Genomic DNA, 19,731 nt, shown 5'->3' on the forward strand with positions numbered 1-19,731 from the left:
CCGCGTTGCCTTCGGATTCAGGTCTCCCGAGGCTCTCATCGCCTTGGCCATGCTCAACCTCGGCGGCCACCGACCAGTCCTCCCCGGCCGGTCATGACCCACGGATCGGTCAGGAGAGCCAGAAATGAGGCCGATCCGACGCGACGGTTTCCGCCGGTCACTGCAACACATTGAGTGGTCCGGCGACGCTAGCAGGGTTGCGAACAGGTGGGCTGGTGGGCGGTGACCGAGGATCGCTCGGGTCGTCGATTGAGTTCTTCTTCGATGCGTAGCAGGTCTGCTCGGGAGTGGATCGCTAGGTCTGCGCTCTTGGGGAAGTAGTCGCGCAGGAGGCCGTTGGTGTTCTCGTTGCTCGGACGCTGCCACGGCGAGGACGGGTCGCAGAAGCAGACCTTCACGCTGAGGTCGGCCGCGATCTTCTCGTGCGCTGCCATCTCGGTCCCCTGGTCCCACGTGATCGAGCGCAGCACGTGGGGTGGCAGGCCGGTCACGTCACGAACGAGGGCTCGGTGGAGCGAGAGGGAGTCGGCTGGCTCGAGGTGGATGAGGTTGACGACGAGGGTCTGGCGTTCGGCCAGGGTGCCGATCACCGAGCGGTCCGCGGGCCCGACGATCTAGTCACCTTCCCAGTGTCCCGGCTCGCTGCGGTCGACCGGGTCGAACGGTCGGTCGTGCACCGACAGCATCGCCGCGTTGAACCTCTTGCGTCGCTGGCCGGTGCGCATCTGGGCTCGTCGGTGGTCACGGTCCGTGCGCAGCGGCGAGCGCGGTGGTGGGCGCACGATCGGCGGGCGCGTCAGGGTCGAGTTCGGCTGGTAGATCGCGCGGTAGATCGACTCCGCGCACAACCACATGCCGGGATCGTCTGAGTATCTGGCGCGCAGTTCTCGCGAGATCTGCTGAGGGCTTCACCGCTCCTTGAGCAGCGCAGCGACTTGGTCGTGCAGCTGCCGGCGCGCGTGGACCCGCAGCGGGCGCGGACGGCGTCGCTTCTGCGCTGAGACGCGTTGTGCCTCGAATGGTCGGTACACTCCGTCGCCACGGCCGTGGCGGTGGATCTCGCGGCTGATGGTGGAGGGCGCCCGGCCCAGGGCGCCGCGATCGCGCGGACCGACTCGCCGGCCCGCAGTCGGTCGGCGGTCTCCAGGCGCTCGTCCCGGACAGGAACCGTGCGGAGATGGTCCGCGCGGCGATCGGGTCCAAGGCAGCCGCGCGGGCAACGTGTCGGACCGGGCTCGCTCGCCCTCCCTGCGAGGCAATGATGTTAGTGAACATTGACATATGATCCGATCGCGTACTAGATTGCAGAGGAATCATACAGGATTTCATTCATGGGCAGATGAGTCGCAATGTACGTTTGTGGCCCAGTCTTCGCCCGTGCTCAGGCACTACGCAGACAGGACGGTCATGACATGGCTCAGTTTGAGTTCATCGACTGGCAGGAGAACGGCACGACCGCGACTGTGTGGTTGAACCGACCTCCGGCGAACGCGGTAAACCAGGCGATGTACGTGGAGCTGAAGGAGTTCTTCGACAACGTCGACGTGCACCTGCCGGAGGCGCGGGTCCTGGTCCTCGCCGGCCGGGGCAAGCACTTTTGCGGTGGCAATGACCTGGAGGAGTTCAAGACGCTGGATCCGGAGAACTCGCCGGCACGGATGAAGCAGGTGCGTGAGGCGTTCTTCGCCATCTACGACAGCACCAAGCCGGTCATCGCCGCGGTTCAAGGCGCTGCGGTCGGTACTGGGCTGGCCATCGCTGGTTCCTGCGACCTGGTGGTGGCCGCCGAGAGTGCCCGGTTCGCGCTGCCAGAGGTGAAGGTCGGTGTGATGGGTGGCGCCAAGCACCTGTCCCGGATGGTGCCCCAGGGTGTGGTCCGGCTGATGCACCTGAGTGGCGATCTGATTCCAGCGGCCAAGCTCCTCCAGTATGGGGGGATCGTGGATGTCGTTCCCGACGAGGAGCTGTATGCGAGGGCGCAGTCCTTGGCCGAGTCGCTGGCGCGGCACAGCCCGGCTGCTTTGCGGTTCGCCAAGCAGAGCCTGAACGCCATCGAGTACACGGACCTGAAGAGCGGCTACGAGTTTGAGCAGTCCTTGACGGGTGAGCTGTCGGGTTACGAGGACTCCAAGGAGGCGCTTAGCGCGTTCTTGGAGCGCCGCACGCCCGTGTACACGGGGCGGTGAACGTCGTGTCGACGGTGGAACTGGAGGGCTATCGTGTCCTGGCGCGGGAATGGCTGGCCGCGGCCGACGTTCCGCATGTGCCGCTGGACCTGGATGAGCGGTTCGCTGTGCTACGCGAGTGGCAGCACACGTTGTTCGACGCCGGTTGGATCGGCATCAGCTGGAGTCGGGAGGCCGGTGGACAGGGCCTGACGCCGATGCATCAACTGGTGTTCGCCGAGGAGTTGGCGCGGGCACGGGCGCCGATGCCGATCGGCCTGATCGGGCTCGATGTGGTCGGCCCGTCCATCGACCATCACGGTCAGTCGTGGCAGCGTGAAGAGCTGTTGCCCGCGCTGTTGTCCGGCGAGCACATCTGGTGTCAGGGATTCTCCGAACCGAATGCAGGCTCCGACCTCGCCTCGTTGCGGACCCGTGCGGTGATCGATGGCAACGACTTCGTGATCTCGGGCCAGAAGGTGTGGACGAGCTGGGCGCACAAGTCGCAGTGGTGCGCGTTGTTGGTGCGCACCGATCCGGGCGCTCACAAGAATGCCGGTATCAGCTATGTCCTGGTGGACATGAGCTCACCGGGGATCACTGTGCGTCCGCTGGAGCAGATGACCGGTGACCGTGAGTTCTGCGAGGTGTTCTTCGACGAGGTGCGGGTTCCGCGCCGGAATCTGGTCGGTGAGTTGAACCAGGGCTGGACGGTGGCCACGCACACACTGGGCATAGAGCGGGCCGCCTACACGGTGCGCCGGCGCGTCGACTACGAGGTCGCGTTCGAGGATGCCGTGGCCGCCTTGCGGGAATCTGACCTGCCGGGGCCGGAGACTGCCCTCGGGCGGCGTGTTCGCGTGGCGCTCGGACGGGTGCAGATCGCGTTGCGAGTCTTGGGCGCCCAGACCCGCCAGACCGTGAAGCGTTTGGACGCAGGCGAGGTTCCGACTCCCGAGGACTCCGTGGACAAGTTGCTCCTCAACGGCATTGAGCAGACCGTGTTCGGGTCGATCGCCGAGCTGCTTGGCCCGTCGCGGGCGCTGTCGGGGTCGACGCCTCTCGGGCTGGAGGCCGACCGGTGGGTGCATGACCACCTCTACTCGCGGTCAGCCTCGATCTATGGGGGCACGTCGCAGGTCCAGCGCAACATCATCTCCGAGCGACTTCTAGGACTTCCCCGTGGCTGACAACGACACCATCGCCTACCTGGCGGCAACCGTCGACGACTTCCTGCGGTCCGTGTACGACGCTGATACGCGCCGGCGCATCCTTTCGTCGCCCGACGAGCGTTCGAGCCTGGTTCCCGCTCTGGCTGAACTCGGCGTGTTTGCCGTGGTCTGGGGAGAGGAGCACGGTGGGCTCGGGCTTCCGCCGTCGGCATTGGGGCCGCTCTTCATCCAGTACGGCCGTCACCTTCTCGCCGGCCCGATGCTGGAGAACTCGCTCTTGCCCGGCACCGTGTACGAGCATGCCTCCGCAGAGGGCCGCAAGCTCATGGCGGACGCGGTGGAAAACGGGTCGGTGCTGGCGTTCCTCGATCCTGCCGTGAGCAACCATTGGTCGGGACGACTCGGCTCGGTTACGAACGTGGACAGCAAGCTGTACGGGACGTTCGAGGCGGTTCGCTTCGGTAGTGAGGCGTTGGCCCTTCTTGTCGTCGCCGACCGGGGCGGCAACCCTGTGCTGCACCTGATCGAGCCGACAGCTCCGGGAGTGCGGATCGAGGCTGTCGGCAGCGCTGACCCGGCTGTAAACTTCAGCCGGGTCACGCTCGACGGGGCCGAAGGGGCTCCGGTGGGCGATGCGGCGACGGCGCCGGAAGTTCTGGCGCGAGTCCGGCGGTGGAGCCGGGTGCTCATCGCTTGTGAGCTGAGTGGGATTGCCACCAGCTGCGTCGAGTTGGCGGTCGAGTACGCGAAACAGCGGGAGCAGTTCGGAAGGGTCATCGGCTCCTTCCAGGCGATCAAGCACATGCTGGCGGACATGCACACCGAGGCGGTCTCCCTGCACAACTTCTGTGAGGCCGTCGCCGGCGAGTTGGACGAACTACCCCACACCGAGGCTGAGCTCAGCGCCGCCGCATTGAAGGCCCATGCCGCCACTGTCGCCGTCACTGTCTGCGAAGGCGCGATCCAGGTACATGGGGGCATCGGCTTCACCGCGGAGGCCGACATCCACTGGTACTACAAGCGTGCGCTCGCGTTGCGGGCCTGGTACGGCGACAGTACGGAACTCGAGGAAGAAGTCGGAGCGCTCGTGCTGGACCAGCCGACGGCGCGGACGGTCGAAAGGGTCTGAACGATGGTCACCACACATCTGAACGCGGACTTCATCGCGGAGTCCACCGCATCGGGGGCCTGGCAGGGGAACTTTATCGACGCCTATCTGTCAGACGCCGCCCAGACGGTCCCCGACCGCACCGCTGTCGTCGACCGCGGACGAACGTGGACCTTCGCACAGTTCGACGCCATCGTCGACGCTCTCGGCGCGGCACTCCAGCGCCACGGCATCGGACACGGCGATGTCGTCTCGTGGCAGTTGCCGAACTGGGCCGAGGCGTGTGCGGTCCATCTTGCCGCGATCCGGATCGGCGCGATCAGCAATCCGATCATGCCGATCTTCCGACACTCGGAGACCCGATTCATCCTGGAGCAGGCGAAGTCCAAGATCGCGTTCATCCCGGCGACGTTCCGCAACTTCGACTTCCCCGAGATGTTCGCGGAGATCTCGTCGGGCTTGTCGGCGTTGCAGACGGTCGTGGTCGTGGGCAAGGCGCGACGGGATCACGAGGTCTCCTTCGAGGACTTCCTCGACGGCTTCCACGGCAGCAAGCCTGAGCCGGTCCCTCGCGACGCCAACGACCTGACGCTCTTGCTGTACACCTCCGGCACCACCTCGGCCCCGAAGGGCGCGTTGCACACGCACAACACGCTCGACTACGAGAACCGAAGCGTTGTCGAGCTGCTCGGCCTGACCCAGGAAGACGTCGTGTTCATGCCGTCTCCCGTAGGGCACATCACCGGCATCCTGTACGGCATCCAGATGCCGCCGATGCTGCGAAGCGGTGTCGTTCTGATGGACATCTGGGAGCCCACGGCCGGCCTGGAGCTCATCCAGGAACACCAGTGCACCTTCATGCTCGCGGCCACACCGTTCCTGCACGGCCTGGTCCACCACCCGTCGCTCGGCGAGTACGACGTCTCGTCGCTGAGGAGCTTCCTGTGCGGAGGAGCGGATGTCCCGCCGGATCTGATCCTCAACGCCACGACCGCGTTGGACTGCATGGTCGCCCGGGTGTACGGGTCGACCGAGTACCCGACCGCCACCAGCGGCAGCGCCGCCGACCCGCTGGAGAAGCGCGCCAACACCGACGGCCGCGCCATCGGTCTGGCCCGCATCAGGATCGTCGATGAGCACGAGAACGACCTCGGCAGCGGCGAGGACGGCGAACTGCTCGCACGAGGGCCCGAGATGTTCGTCGGCTACCTCGACGCCGAGTTGAACAGGTCCGCGTTCACCGACGACGGCTGGTTCCGCACCGGAGACCTCGGCCGTATCGACGCCGAGGGTCACCTGGAGATCACTGGCCGCAAGAAGGACATCATCATCCGCGGCGGCGAGAACCTCAGCGCGAAGGAGGTCGAGGACCACCTCTTCGCCCACCCCGGGGTTGCCGAGGTTGCCGTCGTGGGCTCCCCCGATCCGGTCCTGGGCGAACGGGTCTGCGCAGTCATCGTCCCCGAGCCGGGTGCGAGCCTGGAGCTCGCCGAACTCGTCGAGTGGCTGCTGGAGCGCAAGATCGCCAAGCAGAAGCTCCCCGAGAGCCTGATCGTGCTCGACCAGATGCCCCGTACAGCCAGCGGAAAGATCCAGAAGTTCAGGCTGCGTGACCTGGCCAAGGACGGGGATGAGCAAGAGGCGTCCCCCTGAGCATCACACGCGGGCGACAGCCCGCCGGCCTTCTCCATCCTTCTATGTCCACCCTTCGATCAAGCCACCCCACCACCTAAACGACGGCCGTAGGTCGGCGTGGAACGGAATGTCATGTACGAGCACGAGCTGACCATTTTCTCCACGGGCCACCAGTTCCTGGAGGCTCCCCGCTGGCGGGACGAAAGTTTGTGGGCCAGCGACTTCTTCGCCAAGACGGTCAAGCGTTTCGCAGCCGACGGCTCCTACCAGACCGTCGTCGAGGTCGAGGGCGCCCCCTCCGGCCTAGGCTTCCTCCCAGACGGCTCAGCGCTCGTGGTCTCCCAGGCCGACAAGTGCGTCCTGAAGGTTGCGCTGGACGGCACACAGAGCATGCACGCGGACTTCAGCCAGTTCGCCGGCGGCATCGGCAACGACATGCTCGTCACCAAGGCCGGCGACGCCTACGTGGGCAACTTCGGGTTCGCGCTCGGTGAGGAAGACCCCAAGACGACCCGCCTGGTCCACGTCGACCCCAGCGGGAAGGCGCAGCAAGTCGGCGGCGAGCTGCTCTTCCCCAACGGCATGGCGATCCAGAACGGCTCGGTCCTGCTCGTCGCCGAGACCTGGAACCACCGGATCACCGCCTTCGACATCGCCACCGACGGCGCACTGACCAACCAGCGGGCTTGGGCGCAGCTCGACGACGCCTACCACCCGGACGGTATCGCGCTCGACGCCGACGGCGGCGTGTGGTTCGGCAACGCCCTGACCCTGGAGGAGGACAGCGGCTTCTACCGTGTCGTTGAGGGCGGCGAGATCACCGACAAAGTGAGCAACCCCGGCGCCTGGTCCGTCGCCTGTGCCTTCGGCGGCGACAACCTCGACACGCTCTACATGACCTGCAACACCACGACGCTGGAAGAGTTCCACGTCGGCAAGTCCTCGGCCGCGATCGCCACGGCCAAGGTCGGACGCAAGGGCGCGCCTGCGGCCTGAGCATCAGTATCCAGGTGGATGACCGAGCGGGGCCCCGGCAACCGTGTCGGGGCCCCCTCCACTGATCCTTCCCCAAAGGGTGCGGTTCATAGCGATCTCACAGCGCATCGCGACGCTGCGCGGCCCCGGAGGCGTAGTACTGTTCTGCTCGTTCGGTCTGCAACGCGATGTGCGGCCGGCTGGCTGAGCGGGAGGGCCGGGGAGTGTCGAGAGGAGCCACGGGATGGACGGTGCGTCTGCCGTGAAGGACTCAACGCGGCGTCCGCGGGATCGCGGGCTGCAGATCGCCCTCAACGCGCGGGAGCTGTTCACCGCGCACGGCTATCACTCGGTCAGGATGGACCAGATCGCCGAAGCGAGCGGGATCACGGCACGAGCCCTCTATCGCCACTACGCCAACAAGCGGGCCCTCCTGTCCCACGTGATCCACGAGGACCAGCAGCGACTGGTGACGACCCTCGAGCAACTCGCGGCGGCCGACAGCCCCGGCAGCGTTGGCGAACGTCTCTCGACGCTCGCTGAGGTGGGCCTTGAGAGTCGGCGCCTTTCGGTGCTGTGGCAGCGGGAGGCCCGACACCTCGACCCAGACGACTTCTCGCTGGTGCGCAAGCGCACTCGCTGGATCGCCGAACAGGTAGGGCTGCTGATGGTTGCACCAGCGACCCCCGACCTCGACGACTTCGCCAGGGAGGTCCGGAGTTGGTCGGTGGTCAGCATCCTGACCAGCCCTGCCTTCTACGACAGCGGCCTTTCTCGTGCCAAGCTCAAGAAGGTACTCGTTGAGGCGTGCGAACGAGTCATCGGTGTCGCGAGCAGCTCCCACCCGGACTCGGGTGTTCAACCGGTCGCGCACCCCCGGACGCCCGCCTCGCGTCGCGAGCAGCTCCTTTCCGCTGCGGCGCGCGCCTTCCAGCGCAACGGATATGCCGGGGTCAGTATCGACGACATCGGAGCCGAGGTCGGGGTGGTGGGCCCGGCGATCTACCGGTACTTCGACACCAAGGCCGCCATCCTCGTCGCGGCGACGAATCGCTTCTACGAGTGGCAGGCACTCGAGGTCGCCCGAGCTCTGACTCGGCCCGCGCGCGACGCTGACGTGTTCGACGCCCTGGTTGAGGGCTACGTCGAGCTGGCAGTGCGGGCTATCGACCTGTTGGCCGTTTCCTTGACGGAGAGCCACTACCTGCCCGAGGACGAGCGCGATCGGTTCAACCGCATCCGAGAAGAGAACACCCTCGAATGGCAACGGTGGATATCGGCGACACGTGACGATCTCGACGACGCGACAGCGTCGACCCTCATCCACATCAGCAAGGGCATCGTCCACGACCTTGTGCGTATCGCGCACCTGTACCGCGAGCCCGCTTTCGCCTTCGAGCTCAGGACAGCCGTCACGGCGGTCGTTCACGGCTGACCCGTCCCGGGTCCGCGCATCGTGGGGGACGGGGCTCCTTCGGCGCCGATGCCTGCTGTGCTCTGATCCGCCGAACCGTGTCACGTCCTGGGCGGCTCTGCCGGGCGGAGCCTAGGTTCTACGTTCTCGGATGTCACCGGCGACGCCTCTCAGAGAATAGACATGTCGTGAGCGTCCCATGACATCGAGCCTGTCGGCGTTTGGCCGTGGGTGCCTACACTGTTAGTTCTCATTTCCCAGAAGCGAACAGCTCAACTGCGCTCGTGCGAAGTCTTGTGCTCGTAGTCCACCGCATAGTAGGGCGCGCATGTGACAACGCGGCGTGATACACGACGAACTGCCTGGGATGGCTAGCTTGGCAGGAACGGCAATCTTGTTAGTGATGCTTGACATCATTTAGTGGTGCATGTCACTCTTGTGACGTCGGACGTACACCATGAGTTATCGCTAGAGGACTTCGGTCCAGGGGGTCTTCCGCCGTTCGCGATCCGAGCAGGCGTCAGTCCACCGGCGACAACCAGCGAGCGCGACACGTGAGCCAGCGGCTCGCCTTCCCCCAGCACCACCCCTCCGGAATGACACTTCGACCCCAGCGACCGAGCAGCCACAACGGACTACGATGTCGCGAAAGGAACACCACGTGAACACCTTGCTCACCGACCCCCGCCCCGTGACCGAAGAGCTCGACGTCCTCGTCGTCGGCGGCGGTTTTGCGGGCGTCCACCAGCTCGAGAACCTTCGTTCGCGCGGCTTCACCGTCAAGCTTTACGAGGCCGGCTCCGAGGCTGGCGGCGTCTGGCACTGGAACCAGTACCCCGGGGCGCGTGTCGACACCCCCGCCACCGCCTACCAGCTCTCCGACGAGCGGATCTGGAGCGAGTGGAACTGGTCGGAGGTCTACCCCGGCCAGGAGGAGCTCCAGGAGTACTTCCGCTTCGTCGTCGACAAGCTGGACCTGGCCAAGGACATGCGCTGCAACTCGCGCGTCGTCGCCGCCCAGTTCGACGACAACGAGGACAAGTGGGTCGTCGAGACTCGTGACGAGAAGACCGGCGAGACCTTCCTGACCCGCGCGCGCTTCCTCCTGCCGATGCTCGGCACCGGGTCCAAGGCCCTCTACCCCAACATCCCCGGCCTCGACGACTTCAAGGGCGACTCGTTCCACACCTCGCGATGGCCCGAGGGCTACGACGTCTCCGGCAAGCGGGTCGCCGTCATCGGGACCGGTGCCAGCGGCGTCCAGGTCATCCAGACAATCGCTCCGGACGTCGGGCACATGACCGTCTTCCAGCGGACGCCTCCGACGGCTCTGCCGATGATCTCCCCCAAGCTCGACCGCGCCGCCAACGACGAGCTCCGCAAGACCTACCCCGAGCGCTTCAAGTACCGTGAGACGACGTTCTCCGGGATCGACTACGACGTGATCTACACCCCGACCGCCGAGATCTCCGACGAGGAGTTCTACGCCACGCTCGACGAGCTCTGGGCCATGGGGGGCCTCCAGATCTGGCTCGGCGGTTACGCCGACATGTACTTCAACCGTGAGGTCGGAGACAAGATCTACGCCTACTGGCGCGAGAGGACCCTGCCGCGCGTCAAGGACCCCAAGCTGGCCGAGAAGCTTCTCCCCGAGACCCCGCCGTACCCGTTCGGCACCAAGCGCTGCCCGCTGGAGTACACCTACTACGAGACGTTCAACCAGGACAACGTCGATTTGGTCGACGTCAACGAGAACCCGATCGAGAAGGTCACCGAGAACGGCATCGTCACCGCCGACGGCACGCTGCATGAGTTCGACGTGATCGTCCTGGCGACCGGCTTCGACTCCTTCACCGGAGGCTTGACCGACATCGACATCCGCAGCACCAAGGGCGAGAAGTACAGCGACGTGTTCAAGAACGGCGTTCGCACGTTCCTTGGGCGCGCCACAGCCGGGTTCCCGAACATCATGTACGTGTACGGCCCGCAGAGCCCGTCGGCGTTCTGCAACGGCCCGACCTGCGCTGAGCTCGAGGGCGACTGGGTGATCAACGCCATCAGCCACATGCGCAACAACAACCTGACGCGCATCGAGGCCACGCCCGAGGCCGAGGACGAGTGGCAAGAGCACCTGGACGGCGTGGCCAGCGCCACGACCTTCATCATGGCGAACTCCTGGTACATGAACGCCAACGTGCCGGGCCAGAAGAAGGAGCTGTTGGCCTACCCCGCTGGCCTGACCATGTACCTGGACAAGTGCCGCGAGTCGGCGGAGAACGGGTACGCCGGTTTCGCGCTCTCCTGAGAGCGCGTTACTCAGTCACGGGGCGTCGCCATCGACAGTCGATGGCGACGCCCACCCCCATACCCCAAGGAGAAGGCCGTTGTTGATCCACTGTGTGACCGTCAAGTTCAAAGACGCCGCGACGCCAGATCAGGTGGCGGCGCTCGACGCGGCGCTCGCGGCCCTGCCGGGTCAGATCGACCTCATCCGCCGGACTCGCCACGGTCGAGATCTTGGCGAAAGGCCGACGAACGCCGACTACGCGCTGGTCTCGGAGTTCGCCGACGCCGAGGCTTTTTACGCCTACCTTGAGCACCCGGCTCACCAGGCCCTCGCGCGCGACCACCTCATCCCGTTGGCGGAGTCGGTTCACAGCACACAGTTCCTCACCGAGGTCTGACGTCTCACAGGCAACCTTCGCCCGACGGGCTCGCCAGGCTGACTGAAACGTCGAGATCGCTTAGTTGAACAGGAGTGAGTGATGCCCAAGGTCGTCCGCTTCCACGAGTTCGGCGGTCCCGAGGTGCTTCAATTAGAGGAGCACGACCCCGGCGCCCCCGGGCCTGGCGAGGTCTTGCTTGACGTCGAAGCGATCGGATTGAACCGCTCGGAGGCCAACTTTCGACGAGACCGCTACCTTGACAGAGCAGTGGCCCTGCCAACGGGACTTGGGTACGAAGGCGCTGGAAGGATCCTCGCAACCGGCCCAGACGTTACGGGCTGGCGGGTCGGAGACGCCGTCAGCGTGATTCCGCTGTTCCACCAGAGCCGCTACCACATGTACGGCGAGCAAGCCGTCGTGCCAGCCTCGTCGCTGGTCACCCGCGCGGCCTCCGTCAGTGCGGTCGATGGCGCAGCAACTTGGATGCCATTCTTGACCGCGTACGGCGCCTTGGTGGACATCGGCCGATTGCGCTCCGGCGGACATGTGGTGATCACGGCTGCCTCGAGCAGCGTTGGGCTCGGGGCGATCCAGATTGCTCGGCGGATCGGAGCGATACCCATCGCGACGACCAACGACTCGGGAAAGAGTCAACGCCTGTTGGAGGCAGGCGCTGCGCATGTCCTGGTTACTGAGGAAGACGACCTCACCGCGTCTATTCTCGACCTGACTGGCGGACGCGGCGCAGACATGGTCTTCGACGCTGTCGCTGGTCCCGGTGTCGAAGCACTGGTCGCGGCGACCGCGCCAGAAGGGGTGCTCTTCGTTCACGGGAAACTGTCGGGCCAGCCCACGCCGCTGCCCGGGCTGGCGAACATGCGTCCGGTATACACCCGCCCATACACCGTCTTCGAGATCACCGGTGACCTGCAGCGTCTCGCGCAGGCCGTGGACTACATCGCCACCAGCATTGCCTCAAACGAGTTGCGCCCAGTCATCGATCGTATTTTCACCCTCGATGACATCGTTGACGCTCACCGCTACCTCGAGGCCGGAACCCAGGTCGGGAAGATTGTCGTCACCACTTAAGGAACGGAGGGACGCTATGGGACCTCATGGAAGGCGAGGACGAGCCTTGGCAGTTCTCGATGTTCGTGTACGCCGACGAGTACGACGGCGCGACCGCCGCGTGCCGATCGGCTTGCGGGGACGACCGGATCAGCCGATAAGCGGGCGGCCTTACGTCCGGTCCGACTCACTCTTAGGGCCGTCTCCCGTTCGAGCCAAGCGCTCGCGACTCAGATACCGAACCGGCTTGCCGAGCGACTCCGCGTAGGCAATCTCCCGTCGGGTTGACTCACCTACCTAGCCACACCCGGATCAACGATGTACACCTCGTCAGCTCGGGCCAATCGTCTGCGAACACCACTCAGTCACCCCTCGGTGTTCCGGCGGAGGCGTCATCGACGGTTAAGTGTCATCTTCTGTCAGGGGCCCGTGGTTCTGCTGCGCAACGATGTGCTCGGCGACAATGGATACCCAATAGACGATCGCTGATCGGGACCGGTACCCGCCGCAAGAGGTAGCCCGCGACACTAGCCGGTGGTGTCGTCAAGTCTGCCGCCATGAGCGAAGACTTGAGAGGGCATGACTTAGCCCCGGCGACATGGCCAAGGCCAGCGGTCCACCGGGGCTTTCAAGAGGAACGATACGTGAGAATGAGGGCGATGACAACGTCGCCACCGCCTCCGCCGAGTCCTGGGCCACCCGGGCTTGGGCCATGGGTAGAGCGCTGGCTGAGCCAGCCCCGATACGGTGTCTACCTGGCCGCCAGCCAAGGCGACCCGCAGTTGGCTCTGGACCTGTACGAGTGGAACGCCGAGATCAGCGCCGCCCTGTTGCGAGATCTCGCCCACCTGGAAGTCGGGCTACGCAACGCCTACGACCGCGCGCTCAGCGCGCGGTGGCCCGGACCCCCACACTGGACGACGGCCAACATCCCGGCCTTCGCACCGTTGTGGCGCACCCGTCGTGGTCGACGAGTCGACGTCAACCTGCGGACACGTGAGTCACTCCACCGTGCCGTGGACTCCGCCGGCGGCCCCGCCGCTCCACCCGGCAAGGTCATCGCTGAGTTGATGTTTGGCTTCTGGCGGTTCCTCAGCTCCTCCGCCCATGAGAAGTCGCTGTGGGTGCCATCCCTCTACCAGGCGTTCGCACCGGGCACTGACCGGCGCGACGTCGACCGCCCCATCGGACGTCTGCACGGTCTGCGCAACCGAGTGGCCCACCACGAGCCGCTTCTCAGGTACGACGTCGCGGGACGCGTCACCGACATCGCGACCGTCGCCGGCCTTCTCGATCCCGACCTCGGCCGGCACCTGAGCGCGACCAGTCGAGTCACCCGGGTCCTCGTTCAGCGCCCCCGCTGAACACGAGTCTGGCAGCTCGCCGCCGAGGTGGCAGAGGGGGCTTGTCGAAGACGGCCCGCAGCGAGTTCCTGGTGAGGTCGAGCCCCGCTCGATGCCCGAGCCGACCCACAGCCCTGGTTCGGCCGGACCAACCCCATTGGAGGTGCGCCATTAACGCACTACTTGTCGGGTACGCCCGATGCTCCACCGATCAACCAACAAGACCTCACCGCGCAACGTGACGGGCTGCTCGGACTCGGTGTCGAGGCCGAGCGGATCTACGTCGATCACGGCCTGACCGGCACTAACCGCGAGCGCCCGGCCTGCGCGAGGCGCTGGCCGCCTGTCGTGCCGGGGACACGTTGGTCGTGACCAAGCTCGACCGGCTAGCTGTACTGACCTGAGAGGTTAGGTACGCGGTCGGCGGGTGATCGACCTTTGAGTGAGGTGTGGCCGCGGTGGATCTCAATGCGAGAACGCAAGTTGGAGCACGAGCGCGTTCGGTCACCTCAGCCGATAAAGCGACGCGGCACGTAGTCGTGAGGATCTATTGGTCGTGGTCGGTGTCGTGTTGGAGGAGGATGGCGATGATGAGGAGGGTTGTGCCGCAGGTGATGTAGGTGTCGGCGAGGTTGAAGGTGGGCCACCAGCCGGTGTGGAGGTAGTCGGTGACTTTGCCGTCGATGAGGCGGTCGATGACGTTGGCGGTTGCTCCGGCGATGATGGCGGCGAAGCTGATGGTGTGCAGTTTCGGTTGGTGGGGTGCGTTGCGCCAGGCGTAGGTGGCGAGGCCGAGTGTGATGGCGATGGTGAGGGTCAGGAGTAGGCCGGCGGGTAGTCGGTCACCGAGGCTGAAGGCGACGCCGGTGTTGTAGGCCAGGCGGAGTTGTACTGGCCCGAGGTCGACGGGATTGTCGGCGAGGGTGGTGCGGGCGATCGGGTCGATCGCGACGGCGATTGCGGCGAGAACACTGGTGACGGCGACGAGGAGGATGCGCCGTCGTCGGCGTGCTGGTTTCGGGCTGGTTGTGTCGGTGCGGTGGTGGGGATGGCTGGTCATCGTTGGGGCAGCACCGGGGCGGGTTGGGTGGTCGGGGAGCTGTGCAGAGTGAGGTTGGCGGTGCGGCCTGCGCGTATGCCGTTGCCGATGACGATGATTTCGGCGATCTCGTGTACGAGGACGACGACGGCGAGGCCGAGGACTCCGAGCAGGGCGAGGGGTATGAGTGCGGTGATGATGGCCAGGGAGAGGCCGACGTTTTGCAGCATGATGGTGCGTGAGCGGCGGGCGTGACGCAGTGCTTGGGGTAGGTGGCGCAGGTCTTCGCCCATCAATGCGACGTCGGCGGTTTCGATGGCGACGTCGGTGCCCATGGCGCCCATGGCGAGACCGAGGTCGGCGGTGGCCAGGGCGGGGGCGTCGTTGACGCCATCGCCGACCATGGCGGTGGGTTGGTGGCTACGCAGCTCTTTGATGAGGTGGGCTTTGTCTTCGGGGCGGAGTTCGGCGTGGATGGTGTCGATACCGGCTTGATCGGCCAGCGCGTCGGCGGTGCGGTGGTTGTCGCCGGTGAGCATTGCGACGGTGTATCCGTCGCGGCGCAGGCTTGCGATGACCTCGGGGGCTTCAGGGCGTAGTTCGTCGCGTACGGCGATGGCGCCGATGGTGGTGGCGTCGAGTTCGATGAGCACTGCGGTGGCGCCGGCTGTTTGCATGCGGTCGATGTCGGCGGCCAGTGGGCCAGGATCGATCCATCCGGGTCGGCCGAGTCGGACAGTGTGGCCGTCGAGGCGGCCGGTGAGTCCGGCTCCGGTGACGGCGGCGACGTTGTCGGCGGGTGTGACGGTCTCGGTGGCGGCGGCGAGGATGGCTCGCGCCAATGGGTGCTCGCTGCGGGCTTCGAGTGCGGCAGCCACGTGCAGCACCTCGGCGGTGGTGCTGGTGGAGATGGTGGCGATGTCGACGACGGCGGGTTGGTTACGGGTCAGGGTGCCTGTTTTGTCGAGCGCCACGGTACGGATGCGGCCGAGTGCTTCGAGGGCGGCACCTCCCTTGACCAGCACCCCGAGTTTGGATGCGGCGCCGATCGCGGCGACCACGGTGACCGGGATGGCGATGGCCAGTGCGCACGGTGAGGCGGCGACGAGGACTACCAGGGCGCGTTCGATCCATACTCGGGGATCACCGAATGCGCTGCCGAGCGCGGCGATGAGGGCGGCAGCGATCATCACAGCCGGCACGAGTGGGCGAGCGATCGTGTCGGCGAGGCGCTGGGCATGGCCTTTCCGGGATTGTTCGGCTTCAACGATGCGGACGATCTTTGCCAGCGAATTGTCTTGCGCTGCAGCGGTGACTTCAACGTCGAGGACGCCCGTGCCGTTGACCGATCCGGCGAACACCTCAGTACCGGGCCCGGCCTCTCTGGGCACCGATTCGCCGGTGATCGCCGAGGTGTCCAGGGCGGTGTGCCCGGCGCGGATGATTCCGTCGGTGGCCAGGCGTTCACCGGGCTTGACGATCATGGTTTCACCGAGGGCGAGTTCGGTTGGGGCGACGGTGAATTCCCGTCCCGCGCGGCGCACGGTCGCGGTTGCAGGTACCAACGACAACAACGCACGCAGGCCGCGTCGGGTTCGGGTGACCGCGTACTCCTCGAGGCCTTCGCTGATCGCGTACAAGAAGGCGAGCATGGCGGCCTCGCCGACTTCACCAAGGGCCACCGCCCCGACCGCGGCGATCGTCATCAAGGTGCCGACCCCGATCTTGCCCCTGACCAGCCGGGACAGGGTCGAGGGCACGAACGTGTAGCCGGCGATGGCCAGCGCGGCCAACTGTAAACCCAGCTGCACGCCATGCGGACCGTTGAGCAGGCCCACGATCACCGCGGCGACCAACGCCACTGCGGCGATGGCTGCCGCCCGGATCTCGGTGACCTGCCACCATTGTTCGGGTTCGCGCTCGTCGTCGAGACGCGCATCATCGTGGCCGCAACCGCAGGCATCACTCATGATCGTCACTTCCCCCGGCCAGTGCCGTAGTTCGGGCACAGCGCCACGGCATTGCCGGTCGCAGCCAACAATGTTTCGGCGGAGGCCAACAAATCCATCAACTCCGGATGAGCGAGCGAGTAGAACACCTGCCGGCCCTGAGGGCGGCCCTGCACCAGACCGCAGTCCCGCAGGCACGCCACATGCGCCGACACCGTGGACTGCGCCAACCCGAGTTGGGCCACCAGGTCCGCGACCCTCGCCTCACCATCGGCGAGGTGACGCACAATCGCCAGACGCGTGGCATCCGAGAGACTGTGAAACAACGACACCGCCGGATCCAGTGCAGAGGACAGCACGTCGACGGCAGGCACGCACCCATCAGAGTTGATCGCCATACGGCGATGATATCCGTGTCCAGCGATTAATGAAATCTTAGGCTGCCCGGCCTTGGCCCTCACGGGATTCGGGGTGATTAAGCGGCGGTGGAGCCGGTATCGGAGTCCACTTCCGGTTGTCGCGAATTAGCGCCCAAACGACGTCAACAAGTCGTCTCGCCAGCGCGATGAGCGCATGGATGTGCGATCGCTTCTCGTTGCGTTTGCGTTGGTAGAACTCACGTGATGGGCCGTCGCGTTGCGCGCTGTTGAGTGCGGCCATGTAGAACACGCGGCGCAGTCCGCGATGATAGCGCTGCGGCCGCCGCAGAACACCGTGGCGGTTCCCCGAGTCGTGAGGCACGGGGGCCAGGCCTGCGTAGGCGGCGAGTTTGGCCGCCGACCCGAACGATCCGAAGTTGCCACCGGTATACGCGACCAGTTCAGCGCCGCCGACTGCACCGATGCCTGGCACGGATTCCAGTATTTGTGCATAGCGGTGGCGCCGGAGAGCAATGGTGATTCGCTTGTCCAATTCGGCGATCTGTCGAGTCAGCTGGATGAGCGAGGCTGCGGCCTCATTCACCAAGAGGGCGATCGTCTGCTCACCAGGCAGGGTCACCGTTTGCGACGCCGCAGCGGCGCGCGCAGCGCGGATCATCTTCGGTATTGTCGGTCGCCGCACCCCATGGCGGCGCAGATGAGCGTAGAGGTCGTCATCGTTAACCGCGTTGATCGACTTGGGTGTGGAAAACCCTGCGACGAATGTCAATCCGGCAAGAGTGGAGTAGTCGAAAGACCGCTCCAGCCTCGGGAAGATGCGGGTCAACAGTCCGCGAAGCCGGTTGATCCCTCGGGTGCGTTCAGTGACCAGATCTCGGCGGTGTCCCGTGAGCATCTCGAGTTCTACTGCGAGCTCGTCAGGGACCTGGATGATGCTGAGGTCACGCCGCATACGCACGGTCTGGGCGATCACCACTGCGTCGCGCGCATCGGTCTTTCCCTCACCGGCGAACGCGCCTGACATTCTGTGCACCACGCGACCAGGTATGTACTGCACTATCTGGCGGTGAGCAGACAGCACGCCGAGCAGCAGCGCAGATTCCGGAGCATTCATGTCGATCGCCCACACAGCCGATCCCGCGTCGACGACCGTGTCGAGTAACTTCTCGATCTCGGTCTGATCGTTATCCACACGCCGTGACCAGAGCACTGCGCCGTGTTCATCGACTGCTGCGGCGTGATGCGCCCGACGGCCGACATCAACACCGACCCAAACAGATGCAGTCATACATACCCTTCTCATGAGCGTCTCTTAGCTCGTCGAGGGTTGTTTCGCCGGCACACCTTTACACAGCGACAAGTTCACGAACACATCTCAATTAGCGGCCGAAACGACCCGTCACGATCCGGGGTGGCCTTCCACGACGAGCCACCAAGGGCAGACAGGCGATTGTCGAGCCACGCCCCGAACCGCGGACGAGCGCCCAGGGCGACTGCCCCGGACGTACTCCAACGTAAAGGTGATTGTAGTGATGCAGCCAGCTTGAGTACTCAGCGCAGCGTTCGGCGTCGCTGGTGTAGAGCCGCGCGTAGGCCCACTCATCGGCCAGCGTGCGGTGAAACCGTTCCACCTTGCCGTTGGTCTGTGGCCGATAGGGGCGGGTCCGGCGATGCTTGACCTCACCGAGCGCGTCACGGAAGACGTGGGATCGGTAACAGGACCCATTGTCAGTCAGTACATTCCGGACCGTGAATCCGCACTCCAGGAACCAGGCGTTGGCCCGTTCCCAGAAGTCGGCGGCGGTCTGTTTGCGTTCGTCAGCCAGAATCTCGGAGTACACCAGTCGGGAGTGGGCATCGAGGGCGGTGTGCAGGAAATGGTGTCCCCGCAGCGGATCGCCCCATGTGCTACGGCGTCCTGAACTTTTATCTGCTTGCGAGTTGTGATTGCCCTGGGTTCGACCGAGCATGCGCCATCCGCCGCCGGCGGGGATCTTGCCGAGTTTCTTGACATCAACGTGGACCAGATCACCGGGAGCGGCGGACTCCATCCGTCGGATGACGCGCCCGGTGGGGCGGTCCAGCCAGCGCAGACGGGCCAGCTTGTACCGGCTCAACACCCGGTGCACGGTGGAGACGTTGAGCCCGAGCAGATACGCGATACGGGCTGGGCCCCAGCGACGCAGCACGCGGACTTTGATGATGCGCCGCTCGGTGCGCGTCGGAGTCTTATTGGGGCTGCGGTGGGGTCGTGAGCTGCGGTCGGCCATGCCCGTCGGTCCCTGCTCGCGGTAACGCCGAGCCCATCGCTGGGCGGTGGTCACCGCGACTTGGAATCGTTCAGCGGCACGGCGCAGCGACCAACCGTCCTCAACGATGCAGCGGGCCAGACGCAGACGCCCGAGTTCTGACAATGGGGCATTACGGTGGGACACGAAGACCTCCGAGGATGGCGAGCGTTCCTTAGACAGCTCGCACTCCACTCGGAGGTCTTCTTCATGTCACCACGCCACGCCGTAGGCCGTACCTAACGTCCGTGGTCAGTACAGCTAGCCCGGTCCCTGCCTGATGCCCGGGCGATCGCCGACGAGCTCACCACCCGCCAGATCAGCCTCAGCCTCGGCGGGTCCGACTACGACCCCACCGATGCTGTCGGGAAGTTGCTGTTCAACGTGCTGGCGATGGTCGCTGAGTTCTCTGGCTCTCCTGACGCATCCGTGGGTGGTTGAGCGCGCCTGAAACGTGAGCACGCCGTTCCCTGTCTAGGTTTCTGAGCTGTCTAGGACCAGGAACCAGTGAGCGGAGAACGGCGTGCAG

Annotated in this window: 19 protein-coding genes and 2 pseudogenes; 13 read left to right on the forward strand and 8 right to left on the reverse strand. The window is 65.4% G+C overall.

Annotated features, from left to right (window positions below; all coding sequences use genetic code 11):
* Positions 1-97, forward strand: a 97-nt coding sequence (locus L1892_RS23705; protein ID WP_235724760.1) for a hypothetical protein, incomplete at its 5' end; no start/stop codon positions are given.
* A 91-nt stretch (positions 98-188) separates the two neighbouring features.
* Here L1892_RS23705 and L1892_RS23710 read toward each other — a convergent pair.
* Together L1892_RS23710 and L1892_RS23715 are read right to left on the reverse strand one after the other, a co-directional pair.
* Complete coding sequence (locus tag L1892_RS23710; RefSeq protein WP_435948568.1) at positions 189-614, reverse strand: IS30 family transposase; 426 nt, start codon at positions 612-614, stop codon at positions 189-191.
* Positions 615-854 (reverse strand): hypothetical protein, encoded by a 240-nt coding sequence (locus L1892_RS23715; protein WP_235726240.1) that lies wholly within the window; start codon positions 852-854, stop codon positions 615-617.
* A 558-nt stretch (positions 855-1,412) separates the two neighbouring features.
* Between L1892_RS23715 and L1892_RS23720 the strand changes: the two genes are divergently transcribed.
* From L1892_RS23720 to L1892_RS23740, 5 genes are all read left to right on the forward strand, one after another.
* Positions 1,413-2,186, forward strand: a complete 774-nt coding sequence (locus tag L1892_RS23720; RefSeq protein WP_235726241.1) for an enoyl-CoA hydratase-related protein — start codon at positions 1,413-1,415, stop codon at positions 2,184-2,186.
* 5 nt (positions 2,187-2,191) lie between these two features.
* Complete coding sequence (locus tag L1892_RS23725; RefSeq protein WP_206434870.1) at positions 2,192-3,355, forward strand: acyl-CoA dehydrogenase family protein; 1,164 nt, start codon at positions 2,192-2,194, stop codon at positions 3,353-3,355.
* Entirely contained in the window at positions 3,348-4,466 is a 1,119-nt protein-coding gene (locus L1892_RS23730; RefSeq protein ID WP_235726242.1) for an acyl-CoA dehydrogenase family protein, read from the forward strand. Before L1892_RS23725 ends, L1892_RS23730 begins: the two co-directional genes overlap by 8 nt.
* Positions 4,467-4,469: 3 nt before the next feature.
* Positions 4,470-6,098: an AMP-binding protein gene (locus L1892_RS23735; protein ID WP_235726243.1), complete on the forward strand. Its 1,629-nt coding sequence runs from the start codon at positions 4,470-4,472 to the stop codon at positions 6,096-6,098.
* A 114-nt stretch (positions 6,099-6,212) separates the two neighbouring features.
* A complete protein-coding gene (locus L1892_RS23740) occupies positions 6,213-7,076 on the forward strand; it encodes an SMP-30/gluconolactonase/LRE family protein (RefSeq protein ID WP_235726244.1) in 864 nt (287 codons plus the stop codon).
* Positions 7,077-7,173: 97 nt separating this feature from the next.
* On the opposite strand, the gene L1892_RS24765 is transcribed toward L1892_RS23740, so the two are convergent.
* Entirely contained in the window at positions 7,174-7,296 is a 123-nt protein-coding gene (locus L1892_RS24765) for a hypothetical protein (protein WP_268900627.1), read from the reverse strand.
* Between the two features lie 3 nt (positions 7,297-7,299).
* Between L1892_RS24765 and L1892_RS23745 the strand changes: the two genes are divergently transcribed.
* The 6 genes and pseudogenes from L1892_RS23745 to L1892_RS23770 form a co-directional block, all read left to right on the forward strand.
* Positions 7,300-8,490 carry a TetR/AcrR family transcriptional regulator gene (locus tag L1892_RS23745; protein WP_235726245.1) on the forward strand — a complete coding sequence of 397 codons (1,191 nt, stop codon included), beginning with the start codon at positions 7,300-7,302 and terminating at the stop codon, positions 8,488-8,490.
* A 640-nt stretch (positions 8,491-9,130) separates the two neighbouring features.
* The gene (locus L1892_RS23750) at positions 9,131-10,774 is read left to right on the forward strand and encodes a flavin-containing monooxygenase (RefSeq protein WP_235726246.1); all 1,644 of its coding nucleotides are present in this window, start codon (positions 9,131-9,133) and stop codon (positions 10,772-10,774) included.
* A 79-nt stretch (positions 10,775-10,853) separates the two neighbouring features.
* Positions 10,854-11,153, forward strand: a complete 300-nt coding sequence (locus L1892_RS23755) for a Dabb family protein (protein ID WP_235726247.1) — start codon at positions 10,854-10,856, stop codon at positions 11,151-11,153.
* Between the two features lie 81 nt (positions 11,154-11,234).
* Positions 11,235-12,224, forward strand: a complete 990-nt coding sequence (locus tag L1892_RS23760) for a zinc-dependent alcohol dehydrogenase family protein (protein ID WP_235726248.1) — start codon at positions 11,235-11,237, stop codon at positions 12,222-12,224.
* Between the two features lie 638 nt (positions 12,225-12,862).
* A complete protein-coding gene (locus tag L1892_RS23765) occupies positions 12,863-13,567 on the forward strand; it encodes an Abi family protein (RefSeq protein ID WP_235726249.1) in 705 nt (234 codons plus the stop codon).
* A gap of 149 nt (positions 13,568-13,716) precedes the next feature.
* Positions 13,717-13,938, forward strand: a pseudogene (locus L1892_RS23770) (recombinase family protein); the annotation flags it as partial.
* Positions 13,939-14,093: 155 nt separating this feature from the next.
* On the opposite strand, the gene lspA reads toward L1892_RS23770, so the two are convergent.
* The 5 genes from lspA to L1892_RS23795 all read right to left on the reverse strand — a co-directional run bounded on the left by lspA (position 14,094) and on the right by L1892_RS23795 (position 19,349).
* Positions 14,094-14,606, reverse strand: coding sequence for a signal peptidase II (gene lspA / locus L1892_RS23775; protein ID WP_235726250.1), 513 nt, complete (start codon positions 14,604-14,606; stop codon positions 14,094-14,096).
* Positions 14,603-16,555, reverse strand: a complete 1,953-nt coding sequence (locus L1892_RS23780; protein ID WP_235726251.1) for a heavy metal translocating P-type ATPase — start codon at positions 16,553-16,555, stop codon at positions 14,603-14,605. Before L1892_RS23780 ends, lspA begins: the two co-directional genes overlap by 4 nt.
* Before the next feature lie 5 nt (positions 16,556-16,560).
* Positions 16,561-16,932 carry an ArsR/SmtB family transcription factor gene (locus tag L1892_RS23785; RefSeq protein ID WP_235726252.1) on the reverse strand — a complete coding sequence of 124 codons (372 nt, stop codon included), beginning with the start codon at positions 16,930-16,932 and terminating at the stop codon, positions 16,561-16,563.
* 37 nt (positions 16,933-16,969) lie between these two features.
* Complete coding sequence (locus L1892_RS23790; protein ID WP_235726253.1) at positions 16,970-18,202, reverse strand: IS110 family RNA-guided transposase; 1,233 nt, start codon at positions 18,200-18,202, stop codon at positions 16,970-16,972.
* 91 nt (positions 18,203-18,293) lie between these two features.
* Positions 18,294-19,349 carry an IS481 family transposase gene (locus L1892_RS23795; RefSeq protein ID WP_235726254.1) on the reverse strand — a complete coding sequence of 352 codons (1,056 nt, stop codon included), beginning with the start codon at positions 19,347-19,349 and terminating at the stop codon, positions 18,294-18,296.
* Positions 19,350-19,460: 111 nt separating this feature from the next.
* On the opposite strand from L1892_RS23795, the pseudogene L1892_RS23800 reads away from it, so the two are divergent.
* Positions 19,461-19,616: pseudogene (locus L1892_RS23800) on the forward strand (recombinase family protein); the annotation flags it as partial.
* Between the last annotated feature and the right edge of the window lie 115 nt (positions 19,617-19,731).

Origin of the sequence: Gordonia tangerina, from assembly GCF_021556435.1 — a bacterium.
GTDB lineage: Bacteria > Actinomycetota > Actinomycetes > Mycobacteriales > Mycobacteriaceae > Gordonia > Gordonia tangerina.